This is a genomic window from Enterobacter asburiae (genome assembly GCA_011754535.1).
Lineage (GTDB): Bacteria > Pseudomonadota > Gammaproteobacteria > Enterobacterales > Enterobacteriaceae > Enterobacter > Enterobacter cloacae_N.
In genome coordinates this window covers 3,302,990-3,319,839 of sequence record JAAQVN010000001.1, presented here as the reverse complement: position 1 = coordinate 3,319,839, position 16,850 = coordinate 3,302,990, and the positions used below count along the sequence as shown (strand labels likewise).

The window sequence follows — 16,850 nt, the reverse complement described above, 5'->3', positions numbered from 1 at the left end:
ACGCTTTTTTCTCCACCTCGGCCCGTTGTTTATTCTTATTTACATATCCCCGCGCTATGCTTAACGCCAACTCATTTAATGGATTTATGATTGATGTCGGTATTAAAGAAAAACAGCGCCAGGCAGCGTGACCAGGAGCGTGCGCGACTCATCTGGCTTCTCACGACCGATAAAGCGGTCACTTCTACGCTATTAGGCAAACTGACCCTGGCTGAGCAATATGATGTCGGCACACTGGCCGACGATATTGCTGAGGTAGGTGCGCTGGTTGCTCATTTACCGCCGCCGGATCTGGCGGATACCCTTGAGGCGCTTCCTTCGGAAGAGCGTCACGCCCTCTGGCGCCTGGTGCAGGATCACGAGCGCGGCCAGGTCCTGCTTGAAGCCTCGGAAAACGTCTGGGACGACCTGATCGACGAGATGAGCGACCGGGACATCCTCGACGCCCTGCAAACCCTGGATATCGACGAGCAGATTTACCTTGTACAGCACCTGCCGCGTAACCTGACCGGTCGCCTGCTGGCGTCTCTGCCCGCCGATGAACGCGCGCGCGTGCGCCAGGTGATGCACTACGAGAAAAACAGCGTTGGCGCGATCATGGAGTTTGGCGTTATCACGGTACGTCCGGACGTCACGCTGGGTACCGTGCAGCGCTACCTGCGCCGCCTGGGCAGGATGCCGGATAACACCGATAAACTGTTTGTTACCTCGCGGGACAAAACCCTGCTCGGCGAGCTGGAGCTGAAAACCATCCTGCTCAACAGCACCCAGCGGAAGGTGAGCGAGGTGATGGAAAACGAGCCGATGGTCTTCTCCCCGGAAGACGACGCGGAAAAAGCGGCGCGTACCTTTGAACGTGATGACCTTGTGAGTGCGGCGGTCGTAGACTCCGTCGGCAAGCTGATGGGGCGTCTGACCATTGATGAGATCGTTGATGTGGTCTACGAAGAAACCGACAACGACCTGCGCGCGCTCGGGGGGATCAGCGCCGAAGATGACGTCCATGCCTCCGTCGGCAAGGCGGTAAAAACCCGCTGGGCGTGGCTGGCTATTAACCTGTGTACCGCCTTTATCGCCTCCCGCGTGATTGACGGCTTTGAACACACCATTTCGCAGCTGGTGGCGCTGGCCTCGCTGATGCCGATTGTGGCCGGGATTGGCGGCAACACCGGAAACCAGACCATCACCATGATCGTCCGCGCGCTGGCGCTGGAAAATATTCAGCCCGGTAATTTTGCCTTTCTGATCTTCAGGGAGATGGGCGTGGCGCTGATCAACGGCCTGGTGTGGGGCGGCATTATGGGCGGCATCACCTGGTGGCTGTATGACGATATGGCCTTAGGCGGGGTGATGATGCTGGCGATGGTGCTGAATTTACTGGTGGCATCGATGATGGGCGTCATTATCCCGCTGACGATGACCAAACTGGGGCGCGACCCCGCGGTGGGGTCGAGCGTGATGATCACCGCCATCACCGATACTGGCGGTTTCTTTATTTTTCTTGGGCTGGCAACGGTTTTTCTGCTTTAACCCGACGCTTAATCCCGGCGGGGATCAGTGCCATGACGATAATCCCGCCCAGTACGCCAATCGCCAGGTTGCCAGTTGAAACCGTTGCGGCAACGGTCACCAGCATCACCACCGTTTCGGCAATCGGGGCATTTTTTATCGTGGCGGGCTGAAGGCTGTGCCAGCTGAAGGTTTTGACGGCGACGATCGCCATAATCCCCGCCAGCACCGCCATCGGGATTTTCGCCATGACTTCACTGAGTGCCGTCACCAGGATCAGCAGCACGATGCCCGCCGCAAGGGTTGAAATACGGCTTCGCCCTTTCCCCATCTCCACGTTAACGATGGTTTGTCCGATCATCGCGCAGCCCGCAATGCCGCCGTAAAAACCGGCCAGAATATTGCCGACGCCCAGCCCGATGCTCTCGCGGCGTTTGCTCGATGGCGTTACGGTCAGTTCATCCACCAGCTTTGCCGTTAGCAGGGATTCCAGCAGACCGACGAAGGCAATACTCAAGGCGCACGGCCAGATGATGCTCAGCGTCTGTACGTTAAGCGGTACCAGCAGCTCGGTAAACCCCGGCAAACCGCCGCTCATGGAGCCTTCATCGCCCACGGTCGGCAGGACCTGGCCGGTTGAAACGGTGAACAAGGTTAACAGCACGATCGCAATCAGCGGGGAAGGGATGCTTTTGATATAGCGCGGCACCCACAGCACGATCAGCAGCGTCAGCACGAACAGGCCCACAATCAGCGGGCTTCGGCTCCAGAAATGCGGCACCTGAGCGAAGAAGATCAGAATCCCCAGGGCGTTAACAAACCCCGTCATGACCGACTGGGGAATAAAGCGCATGAGTCTTGCCATGCCCAGCACGCCGAACAGAATTTGTATCACGCCAGCCATCAGCACGGCGGGAAGAATGTACTGTACGCCGTGCTGATGCACCATTGGGCCAATGACCAGCGCTACGGAACCGGCGGCTGCCGTGACCATCGCCGGACGACCTCCCAACACGGAGAGAACAAGGCACAGCACTACGGAGGCGATCAGGCTGACTTTTGGGTCAACGCCTGCGACTACGGAAAAAGAGATCACTTCCGGGATCAGGGCCAGGGCGGTAATAACGCCCGCCAGCGTTTCACGCGTCAGCTGCTTAGGAAAACGCAGTACGTTGGCTACGCGGTCTTCGGGGGATACAGCAGAATGGGGTAAGGACATAACAGTTCGCTGGTTAGGGCAGGCTTCCGTGCGCGCGATCACAAAGTGCAGCATAGTAGCCATAAATTCCCCCTATTGCCAGCTGCGCCCCGCAATCCCCTACAAACAATCCATCATTAAATTTCACAATTACAATAATTTCGTAACCTTTAAACAATATTTAAAAGTTGTTACCGTGCCCACGCAGCTTTTTTCACCTGCACTTTCCACGCATCAAGCACTTTTACACTAAGGCATAAATTATGAAAAAAATGACTGCCATGCTCTTTTCTCTGGCCGTTGGGCTCAGCGCCGTCTCGATGGCAGCGAAAGCAGACGCACCAAAAGAGCAGGAAACGGACGTCCTTTTAATTGGTGGCGGTATCATGAGCGCCACGCTGGGAACCTATCTGCAGGAACTGCAGCCGGACTGGTCCATGACCATGGTCGAGCGCCTCGATGGCGTGGCGCAGGAGAGTTCGAACGGCTGGAATAACGCCGGTACCGGGCATTCGGCACTCATGGAACTGAACTATACGCCGCAGAAAAAGGACGGTTCCATTAGTATCGAGAAGGCGGTAGAGATCAATGAAGCATTCCAGATCTCGCGTCAGTTCTGGTCTCACCAGGTCAACAGCGGCGTGATGCACGACCCGCACTCCTTCATCAACACCGTACCGCACATGAGCTTTGTGTGGGGCGAGCAGAACGTGAATTTCCTGCGCGCACGTTACGCTGCGCTGCAGCAGAGCACCCTGTTCCGCGGGATGAAATACTCCGAAGACCACGCGCAGATCAAAGAGTGGGCCCCGCTGGTGATGGAAGGTCGCGATCCAAACCAAAAAGTGGCGGCGACCCGTACCGAAATCGGGACCGACGTGAACTACGGTGAAATTACCCGTCAGCTGGTGGCGTCCCTGAAGAAAAAAGAGAACTTCAACCTGCAGCTCAGCACCGAAGTGCGCGGCTTTAAGCGCAATGCGGACAACAGCTGGAGCGTGACGGTTGCCGATCTGAAAAACAATGAAGCCGAGCACGTCATTAAGGCCAAATTTGTCTTCATCGGTGCGGGCGGCGCAGCGCTGAAGCTGCTGCAGGAATCCGGTATTCCTGAAGCTGACGACTACGCGGGCTTCCCGGTCGGCGGCCAGTTCCTGGTATCCGAGAACCCGGAAGTGGTGAATCGTCATCTGGCAAAAGTGTACGGTCAGGCTTCCGTAGGTGCGCCACCGATGTCCGTACCGCACATTGACACCCGTATGCTGGACGGTAAACGCGTGGTGCTGTTCGGACCGTTCGCGACCTTCTCCACCAAGTTCCTGAAAAACGGCTCCCTGTGGGATCTGCTGAGCGCAACCACCACCTCTAACGTCAAGCCGATGATGGACGTGGGTCTGGATAACTTCGACCTGGTAAAATACCTGATCAGCCAGGTGATGCTCTCTGACGACGAACGCTTCGAGGCGCTGAAAGAGTACTATCCGCAGGCGAAGAAAGAAGACTGGCGTCTGTGGCAGGCGGGTCAGCGTGTCCAGATCATCAAGCGCGATCCGAAAGAGGGCGGCGTACTGCGTCTGGGTACCGAAGTGGTGAGCGATAAGGATGGCACGATTGCCGCGCTGCTGGGCGCGTCACCGGGTGCGTCTACCGCTGCGCCAATCATGCTGCACCTGATGGAAAAAGTGTTTAAAGACAAAGTTGCCAGCCCGGAATGGCAGGCGAAGCTGAAAACCATTATTCCATCGTACGGCACGAAGCTGAACGGTAACGTGGATGCGACGGAGCAGGAACTGGAATACACCAGCCGCGTATTGCAGTTGCAATATGTTAAGCCGCAGGCTGCGGATGCTGCGCCAAAGGCGGAGCTGAAGCCTCAGCCCGAAAACAAGCCGGTTGCCGATATCGCGCTGTAAGGTAAAAGCAAAACGGTAACATTCGTTACCGTTTTTAGTGTTTTCTCCCTCTCCCGGTGGGAGAGGGGTCGGGTAAGGCGAAGCCGCCACCCGACTTATATTCAACGTACTACGGCTTGACCGACAGTCTCATCTGCCTTCCAGACGCGATATTTCACTTCCACGTTTTCAGGCGTATACACCACGATCGGCAACTTGCTGTTGTAGCGCAGCAGGCTGTTGTCGCCCAGATAGGCCGTCACAAATTTCTTCTCTTTCTTGCCGTCAGGGCAGGCCATCATGGTGGAAACCGGAGAGGTGACTTTATCAAAGACGTAATAGTCGTAACCCCAGCCTTCCAGGGTTTTGCTTTCCAGCTGACCGCCAAGACGGTGCTGATTGCAGTCTACTTCCAGCGTCTTGCCAATTAACAGTTCCACTTTGTAATTCGCTTCGTCCTGCTGAACCGGCAGCTGAATCACCTGACGCTTCATGCCTTTTTCCGCTTGCGGATAGGGGGCAACTTTTTCCAGCGGCTGCGCTTTTTGGGCGTCGCTGGCGAAAGCGCTGGTGCTGACGCACGCGGCGGCGAGAAGCGCGATGGCAAATTTAGGTGCGTTTTTCATTGTCATTCCTTTATGTCAAAACGGTCCTGCACAGACTAACATAACGCGTATGAATGATTAGTGTGATTTACTTACATTTTCATTATATGCAGCGTAATAAACCTGGTGTTATCCATTTTGGCAGGTATTTGTACTGGTGTGGAGTGTGGCGGGCGTTCGTGTTATTTTAGACCCTCTATTATGTTATTCATCTGTGAAAGGGAAGAGAGATGGTTCGTGCAAAACTGAAAACACCTGAAGGCCGCAAGTTCCTCCTGGCGCTGCTGGTCGTGTTTATGATTGCTGCCGCGTGCGTCGGGCGGGCCACCATTGTTGGCGTCATCGAACAGTACAACATTCCTCTCTCCGCCTGGACTACCAGCATGTATGTGCTGCAGTCGGCGATGATCTTCGTTTACAGCCTTGTCTTCACCGTTCTGCTGGCCATCCCGCTGGGCATTTTCTTCCTGGGCGGACGTGATAAGCACTAAGCATTTATCTGCTATAAGAAGCCAGCCTGCGGGCTGGCTTTTTTATGCCTGATAATTTTTATTCTCTTTTCCAGGATATTCTGTTCCGCATAAGCTTGTTCGCCATAAAGCAGGAGAGGCTCAATGTTATCCCGGTTTGCAACGCTCAGCCGGATCCCGAAAGGCGTCTGGGTTGTGGGTGGGGTCAGTATGTTGATGGATATCTCCTCTGAGATCATTCACAGTCTGCTCCCGTTGTTTATGGTCACAACGCTGGGTGCCAGCGTGCTTTTTATTGGTTTGATTGAAGGCCTGGCTGAAGCCACCGCGCTGTTTATCAAAGTTTTTTCCGGGGCAATCAGTGACTACCTGGGCAAGCGTAAAGGGCTGGCGGTACTGGGATACGGTCTTGGCGCGGTGAGTAAGCCATTGTTCGCTATAGCCTCTTCCTCCGGCATGATTCTTGGGGCACGCTTGATTGACCGGGTAGGGAAGGGAATCCGAGGGGCGCCGCGTGATGCGCTGGTCGCTGACGTTACGCCACCGGAACTCCGTGGTGCGGCCTTTGGTCTGCGTCAGTCGATGGACACTATCGGCGCATTTCTCGGGCCGCTGCTGGCCGTCGGCTTAATGCTGCTGTGGAATGATGATTTTCGCACTATTTTTTGGGTGGCGGTGATCCCCGGCGTCCTCGCCGTTGCACTGCTTTTTTTCGGTCTGCATGAGCCGAAAACCCCTGTCGAACATAAGCGAACAAATCCCATCAAAAAAGAGAACCTCAGACGCCTCGGGAAAGGCTGCTGGTGGGTTATTGGCCTGGGTGCCATCTTCACGCTCGCGCGTTTCAGTGAAGCATTTCTCGTGCTTCGCGCACAGCAGTCGGGGGTGCCGCTGGCGCTGATCCCGCTGGTGATGGTGGCCATGAATCTGCTTTATTTTCTCTCGGCATATCCGTTTGGCAAGTTGTCCGACACGATGAGCCACACCCGGCTGCTGCAGTGGGGGCTGGTGGTTCTGATTGGGGCAGACATTGTGCTGGCGCTGAGCACCCACTGGACGGGCATTGTGTTAGGCGTCGCGCTGTGGGGCGTTCATATGGGGATGACGCAGGGGCTACTGGCGGCAATGGTTGCGAAAACGGCTCCTGCGGATCTGCGCGGTACCGCCTACGGTATTTTTAGTCTGGTCAGCGGCGCGGGATTGTTAATCGCCAGCCTGGGAGCCGGGGCAATCTGGGAAACCTTTGGAGCACCGTATACGTTTTACGCCGGAGCGGTGATTTGTCTGGCGACTCTGATCTATCTGGGTAAAACACCGGACGAGGCGAAATAAAAAACCAGCCGTAAGAGGCTGGTTTTCAATGTGTTTTTGGTCGGCACGAGAGGATTTGAACCTCCGACCCCCGACACCCCATGACGGTGCGCTACCAGGCTGCGCTACGTGCCGACGCATAAAAAGATACTACTCGATTCCGTTTCGAATGCAAGGGAATCTGTCGCTAACTGGTTTATAATTAATCAGTTAGCGATAAAACGCTTCTCATCCGTCAGAACCTGCAGCAGCAGACTCAGCTGCGGCTTCTGGTCCTTCAGCCGTTCACCCTGCAGATTATAGGTCTGATAGTTCCCGTTGCTGTTCAGCACCAGCGTCAGCTTCGGCGTGGTCACCACCAGCGTGTTACCGTCTGCTGCCGTCACCCAGTTATGACGTCGTACCGCGCTGAAGAGATCCTGCCCCTGAGAATACTCGTTTGCTGGCGTGCTGACGTGCAGCAGGCGCTGCATCAGGGTCGTCATGACGTCTTTATGTTCTGTGAGCATATTGATGCGCTGCGCCGGCGTTCCCGGCCAGTGGATCACCAGCGGAACGTGCAGGTTCGGACGTGACCAGCTCATGCTCTTCGTCTCGTCGCCTAACGGTACCCCATGCCCCGCGGTCACAATCACGACGGTGTTATCAAGCTTTCCTGATTCACGTAGCGCGTCAAGCACGCGGCCAATCTGTGCGTCAACATCGCCGGCCGCACGGCCGTAGCGGCGCGCAAAGCCTGCCTGGTTGCTGTCGTTAAGCGTTGTGCCGTTAAAGGCCACCCACGAGAACCAGCGGTTATCTTCCTGCGCGTAGCGCTGCAGCCAGTTTATCCACTGGTTTGCGGTCTGGGCATCAGACTGGCTCTGCGCGGCAGGCAGGGAGAAATCAGAGAGCAGCGCCTGGCGGTACAGTGAACTGTTGAAGCCGTCCGATGAGAACAGCCCTAACTGATAGCCCTGCTGATTAAGCCCGGTGATCAGCGCCGCAGGAATGCGCGCAGACAGCACGCCGTCCATATATCCGGCAGAAATGCCATAGAACAGGCCAAAGATACCCGCATCGGTTGAGTTACCGGAACTCATATGCTGGGTAAACGACACGTTTTGACTCGCGAAATCGGCCAGCGCAGGCATCTGCTTCTCGTAACGGGAATAGTTCAGGCCATCAACGGTGATCAGCAGGACGTTTTGCCCGCGACCCATATCGCGATAGCGCAGATCGCTCAGCGGATACTGCACGCTAACCGCTTCCGGATTACCCTGTTCGACCAGACGGCGCTGATACTCCTGGGCATCGAGCAGGCCGTGCTTCTCAAGGAAACGACGGGCCGTCATTGGATAAGAGAGCGGCAGGTTAGCGCGCTGCATGGTAATAGGGCGATAGAAGTTCGCATCCGCCCAGATATACATGATGTGCGAACTGATAAATGAGACGAAAAAGAGCGCGGCCACAGGCTTCGCGTAATGGCGGCGTCGGGTCAGGCTGCGGAGCTTTTGCCAGCTCCAGGTGGCAAACAGCATCTCAATCAACAGGATCACCGGGACGCTGATGAACATCAGCTGCCAGTCGCGGGCCGTTTCGTTCTGGTCCGGGTTTATCACCAGTTCCCAGACAATAGGGTTGAGATGCAGGTGGAAGCGGGTGAACACTTCACTGTCGATAAGCAGCAGCGTCATCCCCACCGTCGCAAGGATGGCGGACAAGAACCGCATCAGGCGCTGCGACATGACGATAAACGTCAGAGGAAACAGGATCAGCAGATAGGTGGCGAATACCAAAAAGCTAAAGTGGCCGACAACGCTTATCCAGGAGTAGACACGCCCGGTTAGCGTTGTAGGCCAGTCTGCGACAAACAGATAACGACAGCCAATTACCGTCGCTAGCAGAATGTTGAACAGGGCAAACCAGTGTCCCCAGCTGACCATCTGGGAGACTTTTTCACGGTAGCGCTGACGATTCGTCACCATAAACTGTTGTTCGTTTCCCTTAATGGGCCTGGTCGTTGCTGACGGATGACTGTAATGCCTGGGCGAAAGAGTTGGCGATCGCCTGACGCTGAGCCGGAGCAACGCTGGTGTTGATAAGGTTGGTGACCATATTTCCCAAAACCATCAGGGAGAGATCGGTCGGCGTTTTATGTTTTTCCAGTACGTTGACCAGCTCACTGAGCAGTTGTTCAACGTGTTCATCACTGTAGCGGGAATGTTGTGGCATAAATCAAAATCAGTTTGTTGATGAAAGGGCAACATATTACCGTAGCAACAGCTTTTTTTCCCCTTTTTTATCTGTTGTTGCACACATGTCCTGGTGGTGGTTGAATACCGCCCGGTCTAAAAGGAGAGTTTATCATGAGTCTGGAAATCAACCAGATTGCCTTGCACCAGCTTATCAAGCGTGATGAGCAAACCCTTGAAGTGGTGCTACGCGATTCATTACTGGAACCCACGGCAACCGTTGTGGAAATGATGGCAGAGCTGCATCGCGTTTACAGCGCCAAAAATAAAGCCTATGGTCTGTTCAGCGAAGAGAGTGAGCTGGCCGATAGCCTGCGCCTGCAGCGTCAGGGCGAAGAGGATTTCCTGGCGTTTAGCCGCGCCGCAACCGGGCGTCTGCGCGACGAGCTGGCGAAATATCCCTTCGCCGACGGCGGCATCGTCCTGTTCTGCCACTATCGTTATCTGGCGGTCGAATACCTGCTGGTCAGCGTGCTGAACAACTTAAGCAGCATGCGCGTGAACGAGCAGCTGGACATCAGCTCAACGCACTATCTGGATATCAACCATGCGGATATTGTGGCGCGTATTGATTTGACCGAGTGGGAAACTAACCCGGAGTCGACCCGCTACCTGACCTTCCTGAAGGGGCGCGTGGGCCGTAAAGTGGCGGATTTCTTTATGGACTTCCTCGGTGCCAGTGAAGGCCTGAACGCCAAAGCGCAGAACAAAGGGCTGCTGCAGGCTGTTGATGACTTCACGGCTGAAGCGCAGCTCGATAAATCTGAACGCCAGACCGTACGTCAGCAGGTTTACAGCTACTGCAACGAGCAGCTGCAGGCGGGGGAAGAGATTGAGCTGGAGTCCCTGTCAAAAGAGCTGGCTGGCGTCAGCGAAGTGAGCTTCCAGGAATTCACCGCTGAGAAAGGCTATGAGCTTGAGGAGAGCTTCCCGGCGGATCGCAGCACGCTGCGCCAGTTAACCAAATTTGCCGGCAGCGGCGGTGGGTTAACCCTCAACTTTGACGCCATGCTGTTAGGTGAACGCATTTTCTGGGATCCGGCCACCGACACCCTGACCATCAAAGGCACGCCGCCGAACCTGCGCGATCAGCTTCAGCGCCGCACCTCTGGCGGTAAATAACAGGCATAAAAAAACCCCGCAGCTGCGGGGTTTTTTTTCGACTGGTTTGCGATTACGCGCGAACGAAGTCGATGTGAGTCAGTTTTGGCTTGAACGCGTGACGCTGAACAGCCTGAACTTTCACTTTTTCTTCTTTACCGCCAACAACGATGGTCAGAACTTCGCTGTAGAACTCAGCTTTGTTCTGCATGTTCCATACTTTGTCGTGATCCAGTTCGATAGCAACTGGAGCAGCTTCGCCACCGTAAACGATAGCCGGGAACTTGTTAGCGGTACGCAGGCGGCGGCTCGCACCCTTACCCTGCACGTTACGTACTTCTGCTTCGATAGTGAACATTGATTTCTCTCTGTATTTAAAACCCTACTACAGGCGACCCAGCAGCAGGTGAGTGTTCTGCCTCACGGATGTGAAGCGGGCGGCATTTTATACTCAAATGCCGCGCACATCAATGAAAAGTCCGCTAACCGCGCAATTCATTTGCCCGACGATAGCGGCCTTCATAGTCAAAGACCTTCTCGCGAACCTGCCAGAACTGGCCTTTCTTGCGGGCGACTACGAAGTCGGGGTGGCGCAGCAGCACCTGCTGATGAACGATATCCGCTACGGTTATCCAGCGCAGCGGCACGCCAGGCGTACGGGTATGCGGGCGGATAAACAGCTGCTCAAATGCCGTGCGCTGGGCAGGCGTCTGAACCCTGAACCGTTCGCTGACGTCAGCGCCATCCTCGTCGTAATAGGTGATTTTCAGCCATTCGCCTTTTTCATCCGCGCCGGGCTGCAGCGCCATGCCGGAGCAGCGCAGCACCAGCGCATCTTTCAGCTTCAGCGCCGCTTTCAGCATGTCGTCCGGGTCGACCAGCACCGTGTCGCACTCGCGGCAGCGGCGGGCGGCGATGTCATTTTCGGCGTTGCACTGCGGGCAGTTTTTGAAGCGGAAGCGGAAATCGCACTGCTCGCGATGACCCTCATCATCTTCAAACCAGCCCTGACAGCGGCGGCCAAAGTGTTCAATCAGCGTGCCGTCGGCGGTGGTTTTTCCCCAGAATGTGTTGGCAAAGCCGCAGGCCGGGCAAAACACCTGCACCGGCACGTTGTCGCTTTTGCCTTTCGGCGTGCCCACTTCGGGGGAGTAGAGATCGTGCGGGTTACCCGCGTAATCGAGGATCAGACAGTCGGTTTTGCCCGGCGCCAGGCGCAGGCCACGGCCGACAATCTGCTGATACAGGCTGACGGATTCGGTTGGGCGCAGAATGGCGATTAGATCGACGTGCGGTGCATCGAAACCGGTAGTCAAGACAGAGACGTTGACCAGATAACGGAACTGCTGCGCTTTGAAGGCTTCAATCAGCCTGTCGCGCTCCGGACCGGGCGTTTCGCCGGTGATCAGCGCCGCGTCGTTTGCGGGCAGCAATCCGGTAATTTCGCGAGCGTGCTCAACGGTGGCGGCGAAAATCATTACCCCTTTGCGCGTCTGTGCAAATTCTTCGATCTGGCTAATGATATGCGGAGTTATGCGCTTCTGCTTTTTCAGCTCCTGATTGAGGTCAGCTTCGCTGAACAAGCCGTTGCTCTGCGCCTGTAACCGGCTGAAATCATACTGCACCACCGGCATATCCAGCCGCTCGGGCGGCGTCAGGTAGCCGTGCTTAATCATGTAGCGCAGCGGAAGTTCATAGATACAGTCGCTGAACAGCGCTTTCTCGTCGCCGCGCACCATGCCGTGATAATGAAAGCGATAGATCCAGCCTTTGCCCAGGCGAAACGGGGTTGCCGTCAGGCCGAGCAGGCGTAAGTGAGGGTTCACCTCTTTCAGGTGAGTGAGGATTTGCTGATACTGGCTGTCGTCGTCATCGCTGATGCGATGACACTCGTCGACAATTAGCAGCGAAAACTCGCTGCGGAACAGATCCAGGTTGCGGGCCACGGACTGTACGCTGCCGAAAACCACTTTGCCGTGGCTATCTTTGCGCTTTAGACCGGCTGCGAAAATATCGGCTTCCAGTCCCAGCGCACAATACTTAGCATGGTTTTGCGCAACCAGCTCTTTGACGTGCGCCAGCACCAGCACGCGACCGCGCGCCAGGCGGGCCAGCTCGGCAATAACCAGGCTCTTGCCTGCACCGGTCGGGAGGACAATGGCCGCCGGTTCCCGGTGTTTGCGGAACCAGGCGAGGGTGGCGTCAACGGCTTCCTGCTGATAGGGACGAAGTGTAAAAGTCATGGGGTCTCGGTTTCGTTAATCCGCATATAGTATGCCACGAAACTTTTTCCCTTGAGTGGCGCAACCAGACCATTATACTGAACCGTTCCAGACTGCTTCTTTTTCGGACGCACGGTCCGACTTCCAGCACCATTAAGGCTAAAAAGATTTCATGCGACTTGATAAGTTTATCGCTCAGCAACTCGGCGTAAGCCGCGCTATTGCCGGGCGCGAGATACGCGCCAGCCGCGTTACCGTGGATGGCGACATTGTGAGAGACAGCGCGTTCAAACTGCAACCTGACCATCAGGTGGAGTACGACGGCAATCCGCTGACCCAGCAGCACGGTCCGCGCTATTTCATGCTCAACAAGCCGGAAGGCTACGTCTGCTCAACGGACGATCCGGATCATCCGACGGTGCTCTATTTCCTCGACGAACCGGTGGCGCACAAGCTGCACGCTGCGGGTCGCCTCGATATCGACACCACCGGTCTGGTGCTGATGACCGACGACGGGCAGTGGTCGCATCGCATTACTTCCCCGCGTCACCACTGTGAGAAAACCTATCTGGTCACGCTGGAGTCGCCGGTTGCTGATGACACGGCAGAGCACTTCGCGAAAGGCGTGCAGCTGCATAATGAAAAAGATCTGACTAAACCGGCGGTGCTTGAAGTCATCACCCCGACAGAGGTCCGTCTGACCATCAGCGAAGGGCGTTACCATCAGGTTAAACGTATGTTTGCCGCGGTGGGGAACCACGTTGTGGGCCTGCACCGTGAACGCATCGGTGCGATCGCGCTCGATCCCGACCTTGCGCCAGGCGAATACCGTCCGTTAACGGAAGAAGAGATTGCCAGCGTCGGTCTGCCTTCGCATTAATTTCAGGAGAACTCTGTGACCACCAGGCCACACTCGTCGTTCAAAATTGTCTTCATTCTTGGCCTGCTGGCGATGCTGATGCCGCTGTCTATCGACATGTATCTGCCTGCGCTACCGGTGATTTCCGCGCAGTTTGGCGTACCGGCAGGCAGCGCTCAGATGACGCTCAGCACCTATATTCTCGGTTTCGCTCTCGGACAGCTTTTATACGGCCCAATGGCCGACAGCCTTGGGCGCAAACCGGTGATTCTGGGCGGGACGCTGGTCTTTGCGGCCGCTGCGGTCGCCTGTGCGCTGGCGCAGAGTATCGATCAGCTGATCGCCATGCGCTTCCTGCACGGGCTGGCCGCTGCCGCTGCGAGCGTGGTGATCAACGCCCTGATGCGCGATATCTACCCGAAGGAAGAGTTCTCCCGCATGATGTCGTTTGTCATGCTGGTGACGACGATTGCGCCGCTGGTGGCCCCGATGGCCGGTGGTGCGGTGCTGGTGTGGTTTAGCTGGCATGCGATTTTCTGGATCCTGGCCCTGGCCGCACTGCTGGCTTCGGCGATGATTTTCTTCTTTATTGATGAAACGCTGCCCGTCGAGCGCCGCCAGAAATTTCATATTCGAACTACGATAGGTAACTTTGCCTCGCTGTTTCGCCACAAGCGGGTGCTGAGCTACATGCTGGCGAGCGGGTTCAGCTTTGCCGGAATGTTCTCCTTCCTGAGCGCCGGGCCGTTTGTCTATATCGAACTGAACCACGTTTCGCCACAGCACTTTGGCTATTATTTTGCGCTCAATATCGTCTTCCTGTTTGTCCTGACCATCATTAACAGTCGCTTTGTCCGGCGGGTGGGCGCGCTGAACATGTTCCGCGCCGGGCTGTGGATCCAGTTTGTGATGGCGGTATGGCTGGTGGTGAGCGCGTTCCTGGGCGTGGGGTTCTGGGCGCTGGTGATCGGCGTGGCGGCGTTTGTCGGCTGCGTGTCGATGATCTCGTCCAATGCGATGGCGGTGATCCTCGATGAGTTCCCGCACATGGCGGGGACCGCATCGTCACTGGCGGGGACGTTCCGCTTCGGCATCGGCGCTATCGTTGGCGCGTTGCTTTCAATGGCCACCTTTACGACGGCATGGCCGATGCTGTGGGCGATGGCATTTTGCGCAACCAGCTCCGTCCTCTTCTGTCTTTACGCCAGTCGGCCGCGAAAAGCGGCTCGCTAACCACAGAGAAGGCCCGGAAGGGCCTTTTTTGTTGATACACATCAACCAAACCCGCGTTCGTTTATCCCGTGTTTGTTTATTTTATGTAAAATCTATTTATGTAAAAAGTCACATCATTGTATTCAAAAAGGTTGAGTTAGATCGCAGAAACGGGTACATATAGCGCCGACGCGAGCCTCGAAACCGATAAAAAAGCGCTGAATAGTGCAGGTTGGCGATGATGTGTTACTATAAATGTAAATAAATTGTGAAGTAAATTTTGCTTCCGGGGAACGAACGTGAATACATTACAACTCTCCATAGTCCATCGCTTGCCCCAGAGCTACCGCTGGTCGGCGGGTTTTGCAGGTTCGAAAGTTGAACCGATTCCGCAAAGCGTCGCGGGCTGTGAGAATTGCCTGGTTGCGCTCAAGCTGCTGAGCCCGAGCGATGAAAATGCGTGGCGGGTGATGGAGCGTCTCAGCCAGGCTTTGACGGATATCGAAGTGGACAGCTCCGTACTGGAGTGCGAAGGGGAGCCGTGCCTGTTTGTGAAAAGCCAGGACGAATTCGCCGCGACCTGCCGTCTGAAAAACTTTGGCGTTGCAATTGCTGAGCCTTTCTCCGGCCAGTATCCGTTTTAAGCGCTAGTCTGCCGCGAGCAGCTGGCGCGTGTAGCTCTGCGTTGGCGCAGTAAATACGCGCTGGCAATCCCCCTGTTCGACCACCTCACCCTGTCGTAGCACAATCACCTGATGGCACAGCGCCCGAACCACCTGCAGATCGTGGCTGATAAAAATATAGGCCAGCCGGTGCTTTTCCTGCAGCCCTTTCAACAACGCAAGAATCTGCGCCTGAACGGTTCTGTCCAGCGACGAGGTCGGTTCATCCAGAATAATCAGCTCCGGTTTCAGGATCAGCGCGCGGGCAATGGCGATGCGCTGGCGCTGTCCGCCGGAAAATTCCGCAGGGTAGCGGTGGCGGGTCTCGGGATCTAAGCCCACTTCAGCCATGACCCGCATCACCTCCTGTTCCCGCTGTTGCGCGCTCAGCTGAGGCTGATGAACGCGCAGGCCCTCTTCGATAATCTGCAATACGCTGAGGCGTGGGTTAAGCGAGGAGTTGGGATCCTGAAACACCACCTGCATGCGGGGCCGCACGGGCAGCATCTGGCGGCGGTTCCAGCGGTGCAGCGGCATATCGTCAAACAGGATCTCGCCCTCTGAGGCAATTAAGCGCAGTAGTGCCAGACCGGTAGTGCTTTTACCCGAACCGGATTCGCCTACCAGCCCCAGGGATTCACCCGGACGCAGCGAGAAGCGGATATTTTTCAGGACCGGATTCTGGTCGACGATGCGCCGCAGAATGCCTTTGCGGATCGGGAACGAGACGGATAAATCATCAACGCGCAGCAGCGGTGTGCTGTCTGCCGCGAGTGGCACCGGGTCGCCGGAAGGCTCGCTGTCGAGCAGGCGCTGCGTATAGGGGTGCTGCGGGGCGTTCAGCAGCGTGGATGCGATATTCTGTTCAACGCAGCGTCCGTTTTGCATTACCGCAACGCTGTCGGCCAGCTTTTTCACGATGCTCAGGTTGTGCGTGATAAACAGCAGGCTCATGTTCAGCTCGTCACGCAGCTCCCGCAGCAGCGTCAGAATTTGCGCCTGCACCGTTACGTCCAGCGCCGTCGTCGGCTCGTCGGCAATCAGCAGCTCTGGCCGGGTGAGCAGGGCCATGGCGATCATCACCCGCTGGCGTTCGCCGCCGGAGAGCTGGTGCGGAAAATCATTCAGCCGTTTGGCCGCGTTGCGTATGCCTGTCCGTTCCAGACAATCCAGCATTTCGCCCCGCGCGGCCTCTTTGCGCATGCCCCGGTGCAGAGAGAGCACTTCATAGAGCTGTTTTTCCAGGGTATGCAGCGGGTTGAGAGAGACCATCGGCTCCTGGAAGATCATGGCGATTTTATTGCCGCGGATCCCGCGCAGGGTTTGCTCATCCGCGTGCAGCAGCGAAGTGCCGTGAAACAGAATATCCCCTTGCGGGTAGCTCACCGGCGGAGAAGGCAGCAGACGCAGGATGGAGAGCGCCGAAACGCTCTTGCCTGAGCCGGATTCACCCACCAGCGCCAGCGTTTCACCGCGCTGGATCTGCAGCGACAGGTCAGTGACTACGGTCCGCGTCTCGCCCTGCTTTGAGAAGGCAATCGACAGGTTATCAATACTGAGAAGAGGCTGCGTCAT

Annotated in this window: 15 protein-coding genes and 1 tRNA gene; 8 read left to right on the top strand and 8 right to left on the bottom strand. The window is 56.3% G+C overall.

From position 1 onward, the window contains the following. The first annotated feature begins 93 nt into the window (after window positions 1–93). A complete protein-coding gene (gene mgtE, locus HBM95_15635; GenBank protein NIH44358.1) occupies window positions 94–1,530 on the top strand; it encodes a magnesium transporter in 1,437 nt (478 codons plus the stop codon). Here the strand turns inward: mgtE and HBM95_15630 are convergent. After that, window positions 1,493–2,782 (bottom strand): SulP family inorganic anion transporter, encoded by a 1,290-nt coding sequence (locus HBM95_15630; protein NIH44357.1) that lies wholly within the window; start codon window positions 2,780–2,782, stop codon window positions 1,493–1,495. The genes mgtE and HBM95_15630 overlap by 38 nt on opposite strands. A gap of 188 nt (window positions 2,783–2,970) precedes the next feature. Here HBM95_15630 and mqo point away from each other — a divergent pair, with 188 nt between their 5' ends. Further along, window positions 2,971–4,620 carry a malate dehydrogenase (quinone) gene (mqo, locus tag HBM95_15625; protein ID NIH44356.1) on the top strand — a complete coding sequence of 550 codons (1,650 nt, stop codon included), beginning with the start codon at window positions 2,971–2,973 and terminating at the stop codon, window positions 4,618–4,620. 101 nt (window positions 4,621–4,721) lie between these two features. Here mqo and eco read toward each other — a convergent pair whose 3' ends face one another. After that, window positions 4,722–5,225, bottom strand: coding sequence for a serine protease inhibitor ecotin (gene eco / locus HBM95_15620; GenBank protein ID NIH44355.1), 504 nt, complete (start codon window positions 5,223–5,225; stop codon window positions 4,722–4,724). 209 nt (window positions 5,226–5,434) lie between these two features. Here eco and HBM95_15615 point away from each other — a divergent pair, with 209 nt between their 5' ends. After that, complete coding sequence (locus tag HBM95_15615; protein ID NIH44354.1) at window positions 5,435–5,695, top strand: DUF2534 family protein; 261 nt, start codon at window positions 5,435–5,437, stop codon at window positions 5,693–5,695. A gap of 123 nt (window positions 5,696–5,818) precedes the next feature. Then, window positions 5,819–7,006, top strand: a complete 1,188-nt coding sequence (locus tag HBM95_15610) for an MFS transporter (protein ID NIH44353.1) — start codon at window positions 5,819–5,821, stop codon at window positions 7,004–7,006. A gap of 37 nt (window positions 7,007–7,043) precedes the next feature. On the opposite strand, the gene HBM95_15605 is transcribed toward HBM95_15610, so the two are convergent. The 3 genes from HBM95_15605 to HBM95_15595 all read right to left on the bottom strand — a co-directional run bounded on the left by HBM95_15605 (window position 7,044) and on the right by HBM95_15595 (window position 9,199). After that, window positions 7,044–7,120 (bottom strand) — tRNA-Pro (locus HBM95_15605). Between the two features lie 71 nt (window positions 7,121–7,191). After that, window positions 7,192–8,952: a DUF3413 domain-containing protein gene (locus tag HBM95_15600; protein NIH44352.1), complete on the bottom strand. Its 1,761-nt coding sequence runs from the start codon at window positions 8,950–8,952 to the stop codon at window positions 7,192–7,194. A gap of 19 nt (window positions 8,953–8,971) precedes the next feature. Beyond that, window positions 8,972–9,199, bottom strand: a complete 228-nt coding sequence (locus HBM95_15595; protein ID NIH44351.1) for a YejL family protein — start codon at window positions 9,197–9,199, stop codon at window positions 8,972–8,974. A 134-nt stretch (window positions 9,200–9,333) separates the two neighbouring features. Here HBM95_15595 and yejK point away from each other — a divergent pair, with 134 nt between their 5' ends. After that, on the top strand, window positions 9,334–10,341 hold the full coding sequence (yejK, locus tag HBM95_15590) for a nucleoid-associated protein YejK (protein ID NIH44350.1): 1,008 nt from the start codon (window positions 9,334–9,336) through the stop codon (window positions 10,339–10,341). Between the two features lie 52 nt (window positions 10,342–10,393). Here the strand turns inward: yejK and rplY are convergent, their stop codons facing one another. Next, window positions 10,394–10,678: a 50S ribosomal protein L25 gene (gene rplY, locus HBM95_15585; GenBank protein ID NIH44349.1), complete on the bottom strand. Its 285-nt coding sequence runs from the start codon at window positions 10,676–10,678 to the stop codon at window positions 10,394–10,396. Between the two features lie 124 nt (window positions 10,679–10,802). Next, on the bottom strand, window positions 10,803–12,563 hold the full coding sequence (locus HBM95_15580; protein NIH44348.1) for a DEAD/DEAH box helicase: 1,761 nt from the start codon (window positions 12,561–12,563) through the stop codon (window positions 10,803–10,805). A 151-nt stretch (window positions 12,564–12,714) separates the two neighbouring features. Here HBM95_15580 and rsuA point away from each other — a divergent pair, with 151 nt between their 5' ends. The 3 genes from rsuA to HBM95_15565 all read left to right on the top strand — a co-directional run bounded on the left by rsuA (window position 12,715) and on the right by HBM95_15565 (window position 15,257). Next, window positions 12,715–13,422 carry a 16S rRNA pseudouridine(516) synthase RsuA gene (gene rsuA / locus HBM95_15575; protein ID NIH44347.1) on the top strand — a complete coding sequence of 236 codons (708 nt, stop codon included), beginning with the start codon at window positions 12,715–12,717 and terminating at the stop codon, window positions 13,420–13,422. Between the two features lie 15 nt (window positions 13,423–13,437). After that, entirely contained in the window at window positions 13,438–14,634 is a 1,197-nt protein-coding gene (locus tag HBM95_15570) for a Bcr/CflA family multidrug efflux MFS transporter (protein NIH44346.1), read from the top strand. A 278-nt stretch (window positions 14,635–14,912) separates the two neighbouring features. Next, window positions 14,913–15,257, top strand: coding sequence for a hypothetical protein (locus HBM95_15565; protein ID NIH44345.1), 345 nt, complete (start codon window positions 14,913–14,915; stop codon window positions 15,255–15,257). Between the two features lie 3 nt (window positions 15,258–15,260). On the opposite strand, the gene yejF is transcribed toward HBM95_15565, so the two are convergent. Further along, complete coding sequence (gene yejF, locus HBM95_15560; protein ID NIH44344.1) at window positions 15,261–16,850, bottom strand: microcin C ABC transporter ATP-binding protein YejF; 1,590 nt, start codon at window positions 16,848–16,850, stop codon at window positions 15,261–15,263.

What these genes read in the sequence shown, in the direction of transcription:
- mgtE (NIH44358.1), top strand. Translation starts at nt 94, where the DNA reads ATGTCGGTATTAAAGAAAAACAGCGCCAGGCAGCGTGACCAGGAGCGT.
- HBM95_15630 (NIH44357.1), bottom strand. Translation starts at nt 2,782, where the DNA reads ATGCTGCACTTTGTGATCGCGCGCACGGAAGCCTGCCCTAACCAGCGA.
- mqo (NIH44356.1), top strand. Translation starts at nt 2,971, where the DNA reads ATGAAAAAAATGACTGCCATGCTCTTTTCTCTGGCCGTTGGGCTCAGC.
- eco (NIH44355.1), bottom strand. Translation starts at nt 5,225, where the DNA reads ATGAAAAACGCACCTAAATTTGCCATCGCGCTTCTCGCCGCCGCGTGC.
- HBM95_15615 (NIH44354.1), top strand. Translation starts at nt 5,435, where the DNA reads ATGGTTCGTGCAAAACTGAAAACACCTGAAGGCCGCAAGTTCCTCCTG.
- HBM95_15610 (NIH44353.1), top strand. Translation starts at nt 5,819, where the DNA reads ATGTTATCCCGGTTTGCAACGCTCAGCCGGATCCCGAAAGGCGTCTGG.
- HBM95_15600 (NIH44352.1), bottom strand. Translation starts at nt 8,952, where the DNA reads ATGGTGACGAATCGTCAGCGCTACCGTGAAAAAGTCTCCCAGATGGTC.
- HBM95_15595 (NIH44351.1), bottom strand. Translation starts at nt 9,199, where the DNA reads ATGCCACAACATTCCCGCTACAGTGATGAACACGTTGAACAACTGCTC.
- yejK (NIH44350.1), top strand. Translation starts at nt 9,334, where the DNA reads ATGAGTCTGGAAATCAACCAGATTGCCTTGCACCAGCTTATCAAGCGT.
- rplY (NIH44349.1), bottom strand. Translation starts at nt 10,678, where the DNA reads ATGTTCACTATCGAAGCAGAAGTACGTAACGTGCAGGGTAAGGGTGCG.
- HBM95_15580 (NIH44348.1), bottom strand. Translation starts at nt 12,563, where the DNA reads ATGACTTTTACACTTCGTCCCTATCAGCAGGAAGCCGTTGACGCCACC.
- rsuA (NIH44347.1), top strand. Translation starts at nt 12,715, where the DNA reads ATGCGACTTGATAAGTTTATCGCTCAGCAACTCGGCGTAAGCCGCGCT.
- yejF (NIH44344.1), bottom strand. Translation starts at nt 16,850, where the DNA reads ATGACGCAGCCTCTTCTCAGTATTGATAACCTGTCGATTGCCTTCTCA.